Origin of the sequence: Actinokineospora sp. NBRC 105648 (assembly GCF_030269645.1) — a bacterium.
GTDB lineage: Bacteria > Actinomycetota > Actinomycetes > Mycobacteriales > Pseudonocardiaceae > Actinokineospora.
Map to the genome: position 1 here is coordinate 1 of NZ_BSTR01000002.1, position 14,998 is coordinate 14,998.

General features: G+C 70.7%; 15 protein-coding genes and 1 pseudogene. 13 read left to right on the plus strand and 3 right to left on the minus strand.

The annotated features are described in order from the left end of the window. A partial coding sequence (locus QSK30_RS01270) for a transposase (protein WP_285498868.1) occupies window positions 1–189 on the plus strand: 189 nt, incomplete at its 5' end. A 769-nt stretch (window positions 190–958) separates the two neighbouring features. Here QSK30_RS01270 and QSK30_RS01275 read toward each other — a convergent pair. Continuing rightward, the gene (locus tag QSK30_RS01275; RefSeq protein WP_285498869.1) at window positions 959–1,996 is read right to left on the minus strand and encodes an amidohydrolase family protein; all 1,038 of its coding nucleotides are present in this window, start codon (window positions 1,994–1,996) and stop codon (window positions 959–961) included. A 148-nt stretch (window positions 1,997–2,144) separates the two neighbouring features. Between QSK30_RS01275 and QSK30_RS01280 the strand changes: the two genes are divergently transcribed. Continuing rightward, the gene (locus tag QSK30_RS01280) at window positions 2,145–3,032 is read left to right on the plus strand and encodes an aminoglycoside phosphotransferase family protein (protein ID WP_285498870.1); all 888 of its coding nucleotides are present in this window, start codon (window positions 2,145–2,147) and stop codon (window positions 3,030–3,032) included. 106 nt (window positions 3,033–3,138) lie between these two features. Here the strand turns inward: QSK30_RS01280 and QSK30_RS01285 are convergent, their stop codons facing one another. Beyond that, complete coding sequence (locus QSK30_RS01285; RefSeq protein ID WP_285498871.1) at window positions 3,139–4,011, minus strand: TIGR04222 domain-containing membrane protein; 873 nt, start codon at window positions 4,009–4,011, stop codon at window positions 3,139–3,141. 309 nt (window positions 4,012–4,320) lie between these two features. On the opposite strand from QSK30_RS01285, the gene QSK30_RS01290 reads away from it, so the two are divergent. The 6 genes from QSK30_RS01290 (at window position 4,321) to QSK30_RS01315 (ending at window position 9,396) form a co-directional block, all read left to right on the plus strand. Beyond that, window positions 4,321–6,291 (plus strand): phosphocholine-specific phospholipase C, encoded by a 1,971-nt coding sequence (locus QSK30_RS01290; protein WP_285498872.1) that lies wholly within the window; start codon window positions 4,321–4,323, stop codon window positions 6,289–6,291. A gap of 295 nt (window positions 6,292–6,586) precedes the next feature. Continuing rightward, the gene (locus QSK30_RS01295) at window positions 6,587–6,916 is read left to right on the plus strand and encodes a hypothetical protein (protein WP_285498873.1); all 330 of its coding nucleotides are present in this window, start codon (window positions 6,587–6,589) and stop codon (window positions 6,914–6,916) included. 156 nt (window positions 6,917–7,072) lie between these two features. Then, the gene (locus QSK30_RS01300) at window positions 7,073–7,414 is read left to right on the plus strand and encodes a hypothetical protein (RefSeq protein ID WP_285498874.1); all 342 of its coding nucleotides are present in this window, start codon (window positions 7,073–7,075) and stop codon (window positions 7,412–7,414) included. Beyond that, window positions 7,411–8,346: an ABC transporter ATP-binding protein gene (locus QSK30_RS01305; RefSeq protein ID WP_285498875.1), complete on the plus strand. Its 936-nt coding sequence runs from the start codon at window positions 7,411–7,413 to the stop codon at window positions 8,344–8,346. Before QSK30_RS01300 ends, QSK30_RS01305 begins: the two co-directional genes overlap by 4 nt. Window positions 8,347–8,349: 3 nt before the next feature. Further along, window positions 8,350–9,150, plus strand: a complete 801-nt coding sequence (locus QSK30_RS01310) for an ABC transporter permease (protein ID WP_285498876.1) — start codon at window positions 8,350–8,352, stop codon at window positions 9,148–9,150. Between the two features lie 96 nt (window positions 9,151–9,246). Next, on the plus strand, window positions 9,247–9,396 hold the full coding sequence (locus tag QSK30_RS01315; RefSeq protein ID WP_285498877.1) for a hypothetical protein: 150 nt from the start codon (window positions 9,247–9,249) through the stop codon (window positions 9,394–9,396). 266 nt (window positions 9,397–9,662) lie between these two features. On the opposite strand, the gene QSK30_RS01320 is transcribed toward QSK30_RS01315, so the two are convergent. Then, the gene (locus QSK30_RS01320) at window positions 9,663–10,535 is read right to left on the minus strand and encodes an alpha/beta fold hydrolase (protein ID WP_285498878.1); all 873 of its coding nucleotides are present in this window, start codon (window positions 10,533–10,535) and stop codon (window positions 9,663–9,665) included. 292 nt (window positions 10,536–10,827) lie between these two features. On the opposite strand from QSK30_RS01320, the pseudogene QSK30_RS01325 reads away from it, so the two are divergent. From QSK30_RS01325 to gntD, 5 genes and pseudogenes are all read left to right on the plus strand, one after another. Then, window positions 10,828–11,168: pseudogene (locus QSK30_RS01325) on the plus strand (transposase); the annotation flags it as partial. Between the two features lie 642 nt (window positions 11,169–11,810). Continuing rightward, window positions 11,811–12,698 (plus strand): ArsR/SmtB family transcription factor, encoded by an 888-nt coding sequence (locus tag QSK30_RS01330; RefSeq protein WP_285498879.1) that lies wholly within the window; start codon window positions 11,811–11,813, stop codon window positions 12,696–12,698. Window positions 12,699–12,724: 26 nt separating this feature from the next. Next, window positions 12,725–12,937, plus strand: a complete 213-nt coding sequence (locus tag QSK30_RS01335; RefSeq protein ID WP_285498880.1) for an MbtH family protein — start codon at window positions 12,725–12,727, stop codon at window positions 12,935–12,937. Next, window positions 12,934–13,860, plus strand: coding sequence for a TauD/TfdA family dioxygenase (locus tag QSK30_RS01340; RefSeq protein WP_285498881.1), 927 nt, complete (start codon window positions 12,934–12,936; stop codon window positions 13,858–13,860). Before QSK30_RS01335 ends, QSK30_RS01340 begins: the two co-directional genes overlap by 4 nt. A 92-nt stretch (window positions 13,861–13,952) precedes the next feature. Beyond that, complete coding sequence (gene gntD, locus QSK30_RS01345; protein ID WP_285498882.1) at window positions 13,953–14,996, plus strand: guanitoxin biosynthesis L-enduracididine beta-hydroxylase GntD; 1,044 nt, start codon at window positions 13,953–13,955, stop codon at window positions 14,994–14,996. Window positions 14,997–14,998: the final 2 nt, after the last annotated feature.

The following is a 14,998-nucleotide window of genomic DNA, read 5'->3' on the forward strand; positions in this document are numbered from 1 at the left end:
CGGCTGCGCCGCGGCCGGGCCGGTGGCCGCCCACCGGCCTTCGACCGTGTCGCCCACCGGCGCCGCGATATCGTCGAACGCTGCTTCAACCGCCTCAAGCAGTTCCGCGCCATCGCCACCCGCTTCGACAAGACCGCCAGCTCCTGCCGAGGACTGATCGACCTGGCCACCCTGCTTCTCTGGCTTTGAAAACACGCCCTACCACTCGCGCAGGACTTTTGCGGGCCGTGTCGACGGTCTCGAGTGGCTCGAAGCCACTTCCGCGGGAGTGCGATGTCGATCGCGCCGTTCGTCGGGCCAATTCGCGAACGCGCCGACGTGTGAGCTGCTTGACGCAGGACACTCGGGTCAGATCGGACAGGTGCACGTAGCCGGGATCCACGATCGTGGGACGTCGCTGCAGTGGACGCTGACGGCGTCGGCCGCGCACTCGCGAGCCACGTCGATGATCTCCGTGGTCAGGTACCCCGCCACGGTCGTCGTGGCGCCCGCCGCGCGGGTCGCGTCGCGAACCAGGTGGATGGCGTGGTGAGCGAGGCCGAGATCCGGGTGGACTCACCCAGCACGCGCCCGCGGGCGTTGAGCAGCGAGCGAACAAGTCCGCCGCTGGGCGCTCTCCGCTAGGGGTGAGCAGTACCTCCATCGAATGCTGTCGACTTCTCGAACGTGATTTGTCGGTCCGTCAAACCCACGCCGGCGCGGGTTGGGGCCGCGGTCCAAGACCAGCTCGTTCCGGCCGGTCGAACACCGCGGGCCAGCGCGTCCCACCCGCGGTGAAGAGTCCAAAAAGGACTTTCCGGTCATTGGTGTCCGCGCCTTGGTCGGGACATGGCCACGGAGGTCAGCTTGGTCCCCGGCTCCCCGCACACCGGGAGGTCGGTCGCCGACGCAACCGCTCGTGCCCTGCGCGCTTCACCATCACCGCCCGATTCCCTTGACCACGAACGGAATCCGGACGTCAGCCCACGAGCTCCCCGCGCAGGACCACCTGCTTCGGGCGGCGCAACACGTCGGGTTCGACCCGCGGGTCCGCGTCGTAGGCGACGATGTCGGCGGGTGCGCCCGCCTCGATTCCCGGTAGCCCGAGCCAGGACCGTGCCGTCCACGACGCGGCGCCCACCGCCGCCGCTCGTGGCAGGCCGGCGCGGACCAGCCACTCGACCTCATCCGCGACGGCGCCGAACGGGCTGCTGTCGGTGCCCGCGAGCACGGTCACCCCGGCCTCGTGCGCGGCGCGCGCGGTGGCGAACAGTCCCTCCCAGCCGGTGGTCAACCACGTCCGCCGGTCCTCGGGGACGTCGTCGCGGCCCTTGAGGTCGTCCATGACCTTGGCGAACGTGGTGAACGTCGGCACCAGGGCGGTTCCCTGCTCGGCCATCCTGGGGAGCAGCTCGTGGTCGAGGTGCATCCCGTGCTCGATGCTGTCGGCCCCGGCGAGCACCGCGTTGCGCCCGCCTTCCGTGGTCTGGCTGTGCACCGCGACCCGCCCGCCGATGGCGTGCACCGCGGTCACGGCGTCGGTGAGCACCTCCAGCGGGATGACCGGCGCCCCGGGCACCCAGTCGCCGATGATCTTGCACCACCCCCCGGAGGCGGCCGCCTCCTCCACCGCGGCGGTGACGAGTTCGTCGTCGGCGATGTCCCGGCCGTATCCCGGGAAGAACTTGCCGAGGGTGGCCAACCACCGCCCGCCCGGGACCACCCGCGGCAGGTCGGCGTCGTCGAACACCCTTGTCGAGTCCGTCTCCGCCGAACCGGGCATGCGCACCAGCAACACCCCGGACGCGCGGTGCCGCAGCATGTGATCGCGGAAGACCCCGTTGTCGAAGGTGTCGCCCGGCTTCTCCGTCCCGGGATGGGTGTGCACGTCGACCAGGCCCGGAACGAGCCACAGATCGGTGCCGGCGGTGGGGGAGACGCTGCTGATCCGTTCGCCGGCGATGACGATCACGCGGTCCTCGCCCCCCGGCAGCACTTTCCCGGAAATCTCCAACATCGTCGTCTCCTCGCTGGTGGTTCCTTCAGTTTCCGTTGGCCGCGGACGCGGTAGAGCGTCGACGTCGGTGACTCTGGCACCGGGTGCGAGGCCACCGGGAGGTTCAGTGTTAGCTTGCCGGCAGATACTGGATGTGAGGGTGTCGTTCATGGTCGAGTCCGGGTTCGAGCAGGACCTGGTGCGAGCGCTGCTGCGCGACCAGCACCCGGATCTCGCGGACCTGGAGCTCCGTGCGGTGGTCGGCGGCTGGGACAACCAGCTGTGGCGCCTCGGGACGGAGTTGGCGGTGCGGTTGCCGCGGACCGAGCGCGCCCCGGCCCTGTCGCGTGTCGAGCAGGAGTGGCTCCCCGTTCTGACCGGCCACTTGCCGTTGCCGACGCCCACCCCGGTGCGCGTCGGTGAGCCATCGGCCCTGTTCGGACACACCTGGACGATTACGCGCTGGGTCGAGGGCGACCCGGCGGATCACTCACCGATCACCCGCACCGACGCGGCCGACACCCTCGCGGGCTTTCTGAAGGCTCTCCATCGGCCGGCACCCGCGCAAGCCCCGGCCAATCCCGTCCGCGGCATTCCGCTGGCCGGGATGCGGGAAGGGTTCACCAGCGCGTTGACGGTCCTCGCCGACGACACGAGCGCCGATGCCGCCCGGGAGACCTGGGAGAAGGCAGTCGCCGCGCCCGCGTGGCATGCCGCGCCGAGGTGGTTGCACGGCGATCTGCATCCCGCGAACGTGGTCGTGCGAGATGGGACGCTGGCCGGGGTGATCGACTTCGGCGAGCTGTGCGCGGGCGACCCGGCGACCGACCTGTCCGCCGCCTGGATCCTGCTGCCCGCGGGTACGGCGGGCCGATTCTTCGAGACATATGGGGACGCGGACGACGCCACCATCGCACGGGCTCGTGGGTGGGCCGTGCTGCGCGCGCTGCACCTGATCAGCATCGGGCGCAACGGCAGGCTCGGCCTACCAGGGGGCAAACCGACGTGGGAACCGGCGGGCCGGGCCGCCCTCGAACGCGCCTTGACCGTGAACTGACCACGCGGACCCAGGCCGGTGGCCGTTCATCGGCGAGGCGGGCCGCGAACTCGTGATCCACCAGGTGGGCGTCGGTGATCGGGCCAGACCAACCGCAGGCCATCACCTAGTCGCCGCCACCGCCGCAGCTGCTACCGCAGGAGTCGCTGCTGCAGGACGAAGTGCTGCACGAGGAACTGCTGCAAGACGAGGTGCTGCAAGAGGAACTGCCGCAAGAAGAACTGCCGTAGGAAGAGCTCCCGCCGCACCAAGAGCCAGAGCGGCGCCCACCGCGGCGCGAACTGCCATCACCGGAGCCGAAGTAGTTGCCGCGGCGACGGAAGGGCGCGACGCGTGACCGTCGACGCTCTTCACTCAACTGCAGCGTCGCGGCCGTCGCGGGTTCGACGCCGACGATCTCCCACACGTGTGTCTGCCCAACCTTGCCCAGGAGCCCGTAAAGAGCCACCAGCGCGAGCCGATTCGACGTCGTCGCGGTCGTGTCCAACCGCTTCACAGCCTCCCGGCCCTTGCGCGACAACGGCTTCCGACCGAAGCCCGCCAGTGTCACCAGCACCGCACCAACCACGAGCACGACCACGGCGTACTCGAACGCCATCGCCCCCCGCGCGGTCGCGATGATCGTTGCCAGGGCGCCGAGGAGCACCACCCATCGCGCCCACGGCGCAGACTTGCGCCCGGCCAACCTCCGCACATACCCACGGCTACGAAGGTTGTCCTGCAACGATTCCGCTGTCACGCCGCCCGTCGTCTCCGTGATCACCCCTCTCAGCGTGAGGGGCGTGGCTCTCAGCACGGCCTCTTGCAACGGCGTCGCCGCGGGCGCCACGCCACTCACGGCACTGAGCACCCCATCACGGGAGGCCCGCAGCGCACCCGACTCGATCAGCGCGACCACTGCCACCTCGACCGCACGACCAGACCCGGCCACGAGAAACCCCAGTTCCTCGGGCAACGGTTCCACCGACGTCACCACCATCCCCACCACCCCACGAGGCGACCAGTCACGACAAGCGGACGCGCATCGGCCGCGGTCGGTTCCACCTCCCATGCCCGTGTTCTGGCCGTGCAGCGGGAATCCGTCGGACGGACTCGCGTACCAGGCCAGTTGGCAGTCGCCCACTTGGTCGGCACGTGCCTGACGCCCGAGGTTTGCCACAACTCGTCAAGTCTTGACTTGGTACGCGCCCCTGCGGCAGGGTCTGATTGTTCTTGCTTGGTACTAGCTGCTAACGGACATCTAAACGCAAGCTGGACGCGAGATTGCGCAGGTCTGAACATGTCGACCATGAACCGCAGGACCTTCGGCGTGCTGTCGGCCGGTGTCGCCGGAGCGCTGGCCGCCGATGTGGCCACCGAGGGCGCGCAGGCCGCCGCCTCGTCCACCGGGACTATCCGGGACGTGCGGCACGTGGTGGTCCTGATGCAGGAGAACCGGTCGTTCGACCACTACTTCGGCGCCCTGCGCGGGGTTCGCGGCTTCGGCGACCGCAGCGGGATCACGCTCGCGGGCGGCTACCCGGTGTTCAACCAGCCCAAGGGCTCGGGCAGGCAGTACCCCTGGCAGCTCAGCGACACCACCGGGACCGACCCGGAGACCCTGGCCCAGTGCTCCGGCGACCTGCCGCACAGCTGGACCTCGCAGCACGCTGCGTGGAACAACGGCAAGCTCGACAGCTGGGTGGCCGGGGTCGGCAACGTCCGCACCATGGGCTACCTCGACCGCGCGGACATCCCGTTCCACTACGCCCTCGCCGACAACTACACGATCTGCGACGCGTACTTCTGCTCCGCGCTGAGCGCCACCGGGCCCAACCGCACCTACCTGTGGAGCGGCAAGATCGACGCGGGCAGCAAGGACGGTGGGGACGAGTCGGGCCTGACCTGGCAGACCTACGCCGAGGCCCTGCAGACCGCGGGGGTCAGCTGGAAGGTCTACCAGAACGCGAAGGACAACTACGGCGACAACGCGCTTGCGTACTTCAGCCAGTTCACCGGCGCGAAGCCGGGGAACCCGTTGTACGACAAGGGGATGACCTCGGTCCGGGCGGTCACCGGGTCCACACCGGACGACATCGTCGCCGCGATCCGCGCGGACGCGGTCGGCAAGACGCTGCCGCAGGTGTCGTGGATCGTGCCCAACCAGGCGTTCTCCGAGCACCCCTACGCCCCGCCCGGCGACGGCGCGCACTTCGTCCACCAGGTGGTCAACGCGCTCGCCGCCGACCAGGAGACGTTCGACTCGACGGTGCTGTTCCTCAACTACGACGAGAACGACGGCTTCTTCGACCACGTCCCGCCGCCGGTCCCGCCCGCGGGCACGGCGGGGGAGTTCCTCGACGGCAAGCCCTGCGGTCTCGGGTTCCGCGTCCCGATGCTGGTGATCTCCCCGTGGACCCGGGGCGGCTGGGTGAGCTCGGAGGTCTACGACCACACGTCCGTGCTGCGGTTCCTGGAGACCTGGACCAAGGCCCTGGGCAAGAAGGCGACGTGCCCGAACATCACCGCGTGGCGCCGGAAGGTGGTGGGCGACCTCACCGGCGCCTTCGACTTCGCCAACCCGCGCTACGGCCTGCCCACCCTGCCCGCGACCAAGGTGATCGGGTACGACACCTGCACGGGCAAGCCGAACCCGACGCCGACCGACAACGCCCTGCCCGCGCAGGAGTCCGGCACCCGCCCCGCCCGCGCGCTGCCCTACCAGCCGCGCGCCGACCTCGACCGCATCGAGTACGGCTCGGGCGGGGTGGCGAAGGTGTGGGTGCGGATGACCAACGACGGCACCGCCGCGACGCACTTCGCCGCCTACGCCAACGCCTACCGGTCCGGCGGCCCTTGGCAGTACACAGTGGACCCGCGGACGTCGCAGGACGATTTCTTCAACTGCGGCAGCGGTTACGGGGACGGCAAGTACGACCTGACGGTGATCGGCCCCAACCGCTTCCTGCGGCGCTTCACCGGCGACACGACCAAACCGGGCGCGAAGGTCGCGGTGGACTGCCTGGCGGGCACGTCCTTTTCCTTCGCCATGACCAACTCCGGCACAGCCCCGGTAGTTTTCACGATCAAGTCCACCAACTACCGCACCGACGGCCCCTGGACCTACACCGTCGCCGCGGGCCAGACCACCACGGACCCCTTCAACGTGGCGGCCCGCAACGGTTGGTATGACTTCACGGTCACCGTCAACAGCGACCCGACCTGGTCCCAGCGCTTCACCGGCCACGTGGAGTCAGGCGGCCCCAGCGTCACGGGCTGACAGCCTCCACCGCCCCGGTGCGTTCACTGTTCCGGCACGGCAGCTGGCGGCCACGGTAGCTGGGGAGGTTGACCCCGGCGATGGTCATCCGGCTGCTCTGCCCGATCAGCCGGGTGATGAAGGCGGACTGGAGTGCGCGCTGTCGCGCCCGAGCCGCGAAATTGGCCGAGAGCGCCAGCAGTGCCGGCAACTACGGCGTCAAGTGGTGGCCACGCCGCGCTCGACCCGGTACACGGGAGCACATGTTCGCTCCCGCGTTCCACCGCAGGTATCCCGGGAACCGGTTTGCGCGCGGGTGAGCGCAACCCGGTCGATGCCCAGCACCTACGACCTGTCGCTGCCGCGCTGGGCGGCCCGGACCCAGTCGGGTGACGCGCGCTTCGCCGCCGCCCGGTCTCGCGAACTCGCCGAGCGGCTCACCCCGGGCCACAGCTCGGAGTCCGGCGCGCTGATCGGCGCGGGCGTGCCCGCGCGCGCGGGCGACGCGGTGCCCGCCCACCTGCCCTGGCTCACCCCGCTGCGCGACCGTCGTGGGACGCGGCGACTGCGCGCCGCTCGGTCGAGCGCTGGACCGCGGGCGCGCCGGGGTGGCCAGGCGCCGCGCGGGTCACCGCGGCGGCGCTGAGGGAGGGCGACCGGGCGTGGGAGCACTTGCGAGTGTTCCTCACTGATCCGGCCGTCGGTTGCACACCGACCACCCGGTATGGAACGCGATCGGCCCGCGCGGAGGTCACCTCGTACGCTGCCGCGGGCGCGCTGCTGGACATGCACCTGCGCGACGGTGTCGCGCGCGGGCGAGCGCACCGACTGGGTCCGGGTGCACGCCGAGCACGGCGCCGAGGTCCTGGTGCGGCACGGGATCTCGGTGGAGTCGGTGGTCCGGGCCGAACGGGGAGCGGTACGGTGCCCGAGCGTGCGCATCGGGGAGACCGAGGTCTCCTTGCGCGCCGGGCAAAGCGCGGTCATCACCCGGGTGGGTGGCGACAACGCTCCGGTGCCCCAGGAAGTCGCACCGCTCGGCAGCGCGCCCCTACGAGCTACCTGGGGAAACGGGACTCGGCTGGGGATCCCCGTGCGCGGGGTGCGGTGCACCGATCGACGAGGAGGACACCACAGCACATGATCACACTGCGGGGGCTGACGAAGCGCTACGGCGAGACGCTCGCCGTCGACGACCTCACGCTGGAGATCGCGGCGGGCAAGGTCACCGGCTTCCTCGGCCCCAACGGCGCGGGGAAGTCCACCACGATGCGGATGATCGTCGGCCTCGACCACCCCAGTGCGGGCGAGGCGCTCATCGACGGCAGGCCCTACGGCGCGCTGCGCAACCCGATCCGCGAGGTCGGCGCGCTGCTCGACGCCAAGGCGCTGCACCCGGGCCGCACGGCCCACAACCACCTGCTGGCCATGGCGCACACCCACGGCCTGCCCGCCAAGCGGGTGGCCGAGGTGCTCGACACCGTCGGGCTGGCCACGGTCGCGCACCGGCGCGCGGGCGGGTTCTCCCTCGGCATGTTCCAGCGCCTGGGAATCGCGGGCGCGCTGCTCGGCGACCCGCGGGTGCTGATCTTCGACGAGCCGGTCAACGGCCTGGACCCCGACGGCGTGCGCTGGGTGCGCGAGCTGGTCCGGTCGCTGGCCGCCGAGGGCCGGACGATCTTCATCTCCAGCCACCTGATGAGCGAGATGCAGCTGACCGCCGACCAGCTGGTGATCATCGGCCGGGGCAGGCTCATCGCCGACGCGCCGATCGCCGAGCTGATCGCGCGCAGCTCGCTGACCGCGGTCCAGGTCCGGGTGCCGGACCCAGACCACCTGGCCACCCTGCGCGAGGGCCTGGCCCGCGCCGGGATGGCGGTGCGGGAGGCCGCCGAGGACCAGTTGGTCGTGCGTGGCGGCGACCTGGCCCGGGTCGGCGACCTGGTGCACCAGCTCGGCGTGCGGGTGCACGAACTGCGGATGCTGGAGGCCTCGCTGGAGGAGGCGTACATGGAGCTGACCGCGGCGAGCGTCGAGTTCGGCGTGGCCGCGGGTGGCCCGGAAGCGAGGGCGTGAGCGATGTCGACCGATACCCCGACCCGGACCGGCGGCGCGGTGCTGCCCGCCCCCGAGGAGACCACCAGCGGCCTTGTGCAGGCCGTCCGCGCCGAGTGGACCAAGCTGCGCTCGGTGCGCTCCACCTGGCTGATCGTCGCGGCCTCGCTGGCGATGATGCTCGTGGTGGTCATGTACTACGGCTCGATCTCCGCGCTGAACGACGAGGCGCCGCAGCCGGTCGGCAACGCGCCGGTGGCCGCGCTGCTCGGTGTGCAGGTGGTGCTCGCGATGCTGTCGATCCAGGCGGTGTCGAACGAGTACAGCACCGGCAGCATCCGGGTCTCCCTGCTGTGGGTCCCGGTGCGCGGCAGGTTGCTGCTGGCCAAGTCGGTGCTGATGGCCGGGGTCGGGTTCGCCCTCGGCGTGCTGCTCGCGGTGATCGGCGCACTGGTGGCCTGGCCGCTGTTCGACGGGCACGCCACCGCCGAGGTCGGTGAGCTGACCCGGCACGTGCTGCTCAGCGGGCTCTACCTCGCGCTGATCTGCGTGCTCTCGGTGGGTGCCGCGGTCGCGCTGCGCTACGCCGCGGCCGCGCTGGCGGCGGTCTTCCTGCTGCTGCTGGGCATTCCGGGCGCGCTGCTCGTCAGCGGTGTGCCGTTCATGGTCAAGCTGCAGGGCTACCTGCCCACCGCGGCCGGGCAGCATGCCGCCAAGGGCCACCTGGAGCCGTTCCCGCCGGTGGTCGGGCTGCTGCTGGTGGTGGGCTGGGTGGCGGTGGCCTACGTCGCCGGGTTGCTGGTGCTGCGCGCCAGGGACGCCTGAGCCCCGGCGGGGAGCACGCGCTGTGCGGGCGCCGGTGCTGGAGCTGGGCAACGGCCCGGACCGCGACGTGCGCCTCGACGGCCGAGGGCTGTGATCGTGCCCTCGATGTTCCTGTTCGGCAGGCCCAACTTCTACGCCGTGTTCGACCTTCCCGGCCGGACACCGTTCCTGATGTGCCCGGTGCCGGTGGACGAGACCGCCGCCACCGTGCTGTGGGCAGCCCGACCCGCGACGACCGGGCGCTGAGCGCGCTGGTCGGCGCGTCCGGTCCGTGCGGTGCGCGGCGGTGCACGAGGTCCACCTCGACGTCCTCGTGGACAGTGGGGATGTCGTCACCGCGGACATGATCCGCGCCGCCCGGGTGGTCGCCGCCCGTGCCTCGGTGCCACTGAGGCGGACGCCATCCGGAAGGCCGCGCGGGCGGTGTCGGAGACCACGGTCGTGCTCGAGTGCTCCATGCAGGCCCAGCTGCTGCCCTGGTGAGGCTCACCGAAGCGCAGCCGGGCGGTCGGTCAGCCGGTCGTCGCGGCGCGCCGGACGAAGTCCCTGACGATGGCGCGCACGGCCTCGGGCTGCTCCAGCCACGGCTCGTGCCCGGCGTCCTCGACCGCGGTCAAGGGGACGCCGAAGCGCTCAGCCAGGGCGGCGAGGGCGGAGATCGGCCGGGGGTCGGCGACACCGCCGACGATCTCCACCGCGGCCGGGAGGCGGGAGCGCAGCTCGTCCAGGTGGTCGTCGAGCGGGTCGGCGCGGTTGTCCCTGCCCAAGTCTCTGTTCATCGACCAGTTGATCGGCCTGCGCTCCTCGGCGCTGCGCGTGGCCCACGTCCACCCGCGCGCGGTGTCCGCGTGGTCGGTGAACCACGACAGGGTGAGGAGTTCGCGCTCCTGCTCCTCGGTGCGCGACGGCAGCTCACCCAGTTCGCGGTGCCGCTCCCGCTGGGCGGGTGTCGTGCGGCGGTCGCGCTCCGCCCGGTCCGCGGCCCTCCAGTCGCCGACGAACGGGCCGCACAGGAACAGCAGCGCCGCGACCTTGTCCGCGTGGGCGAGGCAGAACCTGGCGGCGAGGTCGGTCCCGTAGGAGTGGCCGACGAAGATCGCCCGCGGCGGCCCCCAGGTCTCCAGGAGCTCGGCGAGGTCGGCGACGTGCCGGGCGAGGGTGTGCGGCCCCCGCCACTCCGACGGCCCGGTACCGCGCTGGAAGTAGCGGTACGTGGGGGCGATGTCCGACACCATGGCGGCCACCTCACCCAGGTAGTCGGGTACGCCCGGTCCACCGTGGAGCAGCACCACGGGAGGTGTGCGGGTCGTGTCCCCGGCCACCGACCAGCCGATACGGGCACCGTCGGACATGGGTACCGAACCGTGTCGCTTCGACAAGATCACCGGCGGACCCTACACCGGCAGCGTCGAAGACCAGGCCTGGTCCGCGTTTGAGGTGAATCCTCGTCGTGGGCGGACGTAGCGCACGGCCTTGGCGGGCTTGGGAAATCGGCGCGCCGGTCGCCAAGACCTGCCGCGCGGCACCCACGAGCGTCTCGGATTCGGCCGGCAGCAGGCTGGTGGGGGTTGTGAGCGCCATCGTCGGCAGGTACTTCCCGAGCACCGGGAGATCGGCGTGCCGCGTGACCGGGACGCGAGCTTCGAGCCCAAGATCGTCGCGAAGCGGCAGAGGCGTCTGGTCTGCGTCGGGCTGACCGGTCTGCCCGACGCGATCACCACCGTCTGGCCGCAGACGATCACCCAGACCTGCGTGGTCCATTTGCCGCGCAACAGTTTCCGCTACGCGGGTCGTCAGCATTGGGCCGCGATCGCCAAGGCCTCAAGCCGGTCTACACCGCGCAGGCTGAGGCCGTCGCTCGCGAGCGGTTCGCCGAGTTCGCCGAAGCCTGGGGCGTCCGATATCCGGCGATCGTGCGGTTGTGGGAAAACGTCTGGGCCGAGTTCGTGCTGTTCCTGGCGGTCGATCCGGAGATCCGGCGGGTGATCTGCTCGACCAACGCGGTCGAGAGCGTCAACGGAAACGGGCTCAATCCGACACGTGGGGCGGAGGAAGCGCCACGGCCGTGTCCGCTCGGAATTCCAGGCTCGACGACTTCCGCGCGAGCGGAACCGGCCTGATGCGGTCGAGCGGCGGGCGACGTGATTGTGTGCGCAATATTCTGGGGTTCGATACGTCCACGGCTGGGCATTCGCTTGCGCGGTTTCGGGATGGGTTGCGATCTCCGCGCTCGTGTGGGTGGCGATGGTCGGACAGGGTGGCGGTGGCGAGGCGATCCGCATACCCCTAAAGATTAGGGGTATGCAACCTGCGGCGGTGATCGTTGCGCCGGTCGGGCTAACGATTTCGTCGCTTTCTTCCGAATCGGAGACGTTATTCCCGGTTGGTCGGCGTGGTTCCTGCGTACGGAGTACCACGGTCCGCCTGTGGACGTGATATGGAAGTCCGGTCCCCGTTCATTGGAAACCAGATATTTACCGAACTCGTGGGTTGCTGCTATGGTCGGTGACGGTTCGGGTCGTGGGGTTTGGGGTCGACCTGGGGGTCGATTTCCCCATGTCTGGGCTATCGGTTCAGCGGTCGCCAAAATTCGCGGTCACCCGCGGGAGTGTCGTCCTGCGGGTTGTTTCGCCTGCCGCTGGTGAAAAGAAGAGGCCTGAATGCTGAGAATTCACTTCACAGCCGCCGACCTCGCGCGGCTGCGCATGGTGGCGAGCCTGGGTCCGGTCGCGGAGAGCGTGTTCGGGCTCGATGTGTACGGCCGCGCGGGCACCGTGGGTTTCCACGCCTGGCGGAAGAACGTCCGCGCGCTGCTGCGCGGGTCACCGGCGTGGGAGTGCCCGCCACTCGACGAGCTCCTGTGGCTGTTGGAGCGCCCGGTCGGGGCCCGCGGGCAGGGCGCGGGCGGCGACCCGATCCGCGAGCAGGTCACGGCCACGGTGTACGAGTTCTGCCGGCTGGCGGTCATGCCGCACTGGGAGCGGGTGCGCACCCACCTCGAGGCGGTCCGCGACTCCCTGGGCCGGGTCGCCATCACCAGCGGGGTCGAGGGTCTGCTCGGCGCGCTGCACCCCAAGGTGAACTGGGTCGCGCCGGTGCTGGAGATCCCGGACGCCGCCGACCGGGACATCCACCTGCGGGGGCGGGGTCTCTCGCTCAGCCCCTCGGTGTTCCTCTCCGGTCGCACGGCGGTGGTGGTGCGGTCCGAACGGGCGACCGGGGTGCCCGCGATGGTGTTCGGCGTCCCGGCGACCAGTGACCTCTGGCGCGTCGACGAACCCAACGAGCAGGCCTTGGAGGCGCTGGTCGGGCACACCCGGGCGGCGGCGCTGCGGGCCCTGACCGAGAGCTGCACGACCAGCGAGCTCTCGCAGCGCCTGGGCATCTCCCTCGCCGGGGCCAGCAAACACGCCACCGTGCTGCGCAAGGCGGGGCTGGTGATGACGGCCCGCAACCGCAACTCGGTGACGCACTCGCTCACCGGCCTCGGCGTGGCGCTGCTGAAGAGCCGGGAGCCCGTCCGCTCCCGCCACCCCGAGGTCGTCTGAAACCCGCTCCAGGAGAGGAAACCACCATGAGCACCAACCCGTTCGAAGACCCCGACGGCCGCTACCTCGTCCTGGTCAACGACGAGGGCCAGCACTCGCTCTGGCCGTCGTTCGCGCAGGTGCCCGCCGGGTGGTCGGTGGCACTCGCCGAGACCGACCGGCAGAGCGCGCTCGACTACGTGACCGCCAACTGGACCGACTTGCGACCCAAGAGCCTGGTGGAGGCGATGGATCGATGACGACCGCGCTGCCGCTGGTCCTCGAGGGCGACGGCGCGTCCATCCACGACCGGATCCGGCTCGACCGCCCCGACCTGCGCGAGGCCCTGGTCGAGCACGGTGCCGTGCTGTTCCGCGGGTTCGACGTCGGCGGGGTCGACGGACTCGACGAAGCCGTCCGGCAGCTCTCGGGCGCGCCGTTGACCTACTCCGAACGCTCCACCCCGCGCAGCCGGATCAGCGGGAACGTCTACACCTCGACGGACTACCCGCCGCAGGAGGAGATCTTCGCGCACAACGAGAACTCCTACCAGGCCGTCTGGCCGCTGACCCTCTACTTCTACTGCATCGAGCCACCGACCACCCAGGGGGCGACTCCGCTGTCGTCCACGCGCGCGGTGCACGAGTCGATCGATCCCTCGGTCCGCGCCGAGTTCGAACGCCGCAAGTGGATGACCGTCCGCAACTACGGCGACGAGCTCGGCCTTCCCTGGCGCGAGGCGTTCAACACGCACAACCCCGCCGAGGTCACGGATTACTGCGCGCGCAACGGAATCGAGGTCGACTGGCTCGACGGCGACCGGCTGCGGACCAGGGCGGTGCGCGAACCGGTGCACCGCCACCCGGTCTCCGGGCAGCCCGTGTGGTTCAACCACGCGACGTTCTTCCACGTCAGCACGTTGCCCGCGGAGATCCGCGAGGGACTGCTGGAGATGTGCGGGGAGGAGAACCTGCCCAACAACACCTACTACGGCGACGGCGGCCCGATCCCGGACGACGTCGTGGCGCACCTGCGCGCCTGCTACCGCGCCGCGTCCACGCGGTTCGACTACGAGCGCGACGACCTGTTGGTGGTGGACAACATGCTGACCACGCACGCGCGGGAGCCGTTCACCGGGCCCCGGCGGATCGCGGTCGCGATGGCCGAACCGTCGGTCGTCTGACCGGTCGGTTTCGCTGGGGCGTCAAAGACCTGGAGCCTGGCCTGCGTTCTCGGCCAGGCTCCTCCCTTGTCCGGATACGAGAGGAAGACGCCGTGCGACGGCTGCAGCTGCACCCAGGAGATGTCGAAGCAATCCGTTCCGTCGTCGACGACCTCGCGCGCCGCCACGACACCGTCGAGTCCGCGGGGTTCCAGTCGGAGGCCCGGCTGTGGGCCGACGAACTGCCCCGGCGGGTCCGCCGCGAGCTCCACGAGTTCCACCGCACCGAGCCGAGCGGGGTCCTGGTCGTGTCCGGTCTGCCGGTGGACGACGCCGGGCTGGGCCCGACGCCCGCGCACTGGAAGGGCAAGCCCGAGGTGGTGCCGACCCTGCGGCACGACATCGCGTTCTTCCTCGTCGCCCAGCTGCTCGGGGAGCCGATCGGCTGGGCCACCCAGCAGGACGGCCGGATCATGCACGACATCTTCCCGATCCGGGAGCACGAGCACGAGCAGATCGGCTGGGGCAGCGACGAACTGCTCACCTGGCACACCGAGGACGCGTTCCACCCGCTGCGCACCGACTACCTGGCGCTGATGTGCCTGCGCAACCCCGGCGGCGTCGAGACGACCACCGCGGACATCGCCGACGTGCGGATCGAGGACGACCTGCGCGAGATCCTGGCCGAGCCGCGGTTCCACATCCTCCCCGACAACTCCCACCGCGCGGAGAACCGCGTCGACGCGGTCGCCGAGGATGGTCGGGCAGAGGACGGTCGGGTCGCGGCGCTGCGGCGCCGCAGCGCCGAGCGCGTCGAGCGGGCGCTCAGCGACCCGGAGCCGGTGGCGCTGCTGTTCGGCGCACCCGACGACCCGTACGTCGTCGTGGACCCCTACTACATGCAGGGGGCGCTCGGTGCGGAGGAACAGCGGGCGCTGGAGCGGTTCTCCGCCGCCATCGACGAGGCGATGAGCGGGGTCGTGCTGCGCCCCGGCGACATGTGCTTCATCGACAACTACCGGGTGGTGCACGGGCGCAAGCCGTTCCGGGCCCGCTTCGACGGCACCGACCGGTGGCTGCGCCGGTTGAACGTCGCGCGAGACCTGCGCAAGTCGCGGGCATTCAGGCTGGGCGCGGATCACCGCGTCATCTACTGAGC

Excerpts from the sequence above, each read along its gene's own strand:
- QSK30_RS01275 (WP_285498869.1), bottom strand. The coding sequence starts at position 1,996 with ATGTTGGAGATTTCCGGGAAAGTGCTGCCGGGGGGCGAGGACCGCGTG.
- QSK30_RS01280 (WP_285498870.1), top strand. The coding sequence starts at position 2,145 with ATGGTCGAGTCCGGGTTCGAGCAGGACCTGGTGCGAGCGCTGCTGCGC.
- QSK30_RS01285 (WP_285498871.1), bottom strand. The coding sequence starts at position 4,011 with ATGGTGGTGACGTCGGTGGAACCGTTGCCCGAGGAACTGGGGTTTCTC.
- QSK30_RS01290 (WP_285498872.1), top strand. The coding sequence starts at position 4,321 with ATGAACCGCAGGACCTTCGGCGTGCTGTCGGCCGGTGTCGCCGGAGCG.
- QSK30_RS01305 (WP_285498875.1), top strand. The coding sequence starts at position 7,411 with ATGATCACACTGCGGGGGCTGACGAAGCGCTACGGCGAGACGCTCGCC.
- QSK30_RS01310 (WP_285498876.1), top strand. The coding sequence starts at position 8,350 with ATGTCGACCGATACCCCGACCCGGACCGGCGGCGCGGTGCTGCCCGCC.
- QSK30_RS01330 (WP_285498879.1), top strand. The coding sequence starts at position 11,811 with ATGCTGAGAATTCACTTCACAGCCGCCGACCTCGCGCGGCTGCGCATG.
- QSK30_RS01335 (WP_285498880.1), top strand. The coding sequence starts at position 12,725 with ATGAGCACCAACCCGTTCGAAGACCCCGACGGCCGCTACCTCGTCCTG.
- QSK30_RS01340 (WP_285498881.1), top strand. The coding sequence starts at position 12,934 with ATGACGACCGCGCTGCCGCTGGTCCTCGAGGGCGACGGCGCGTCCATC.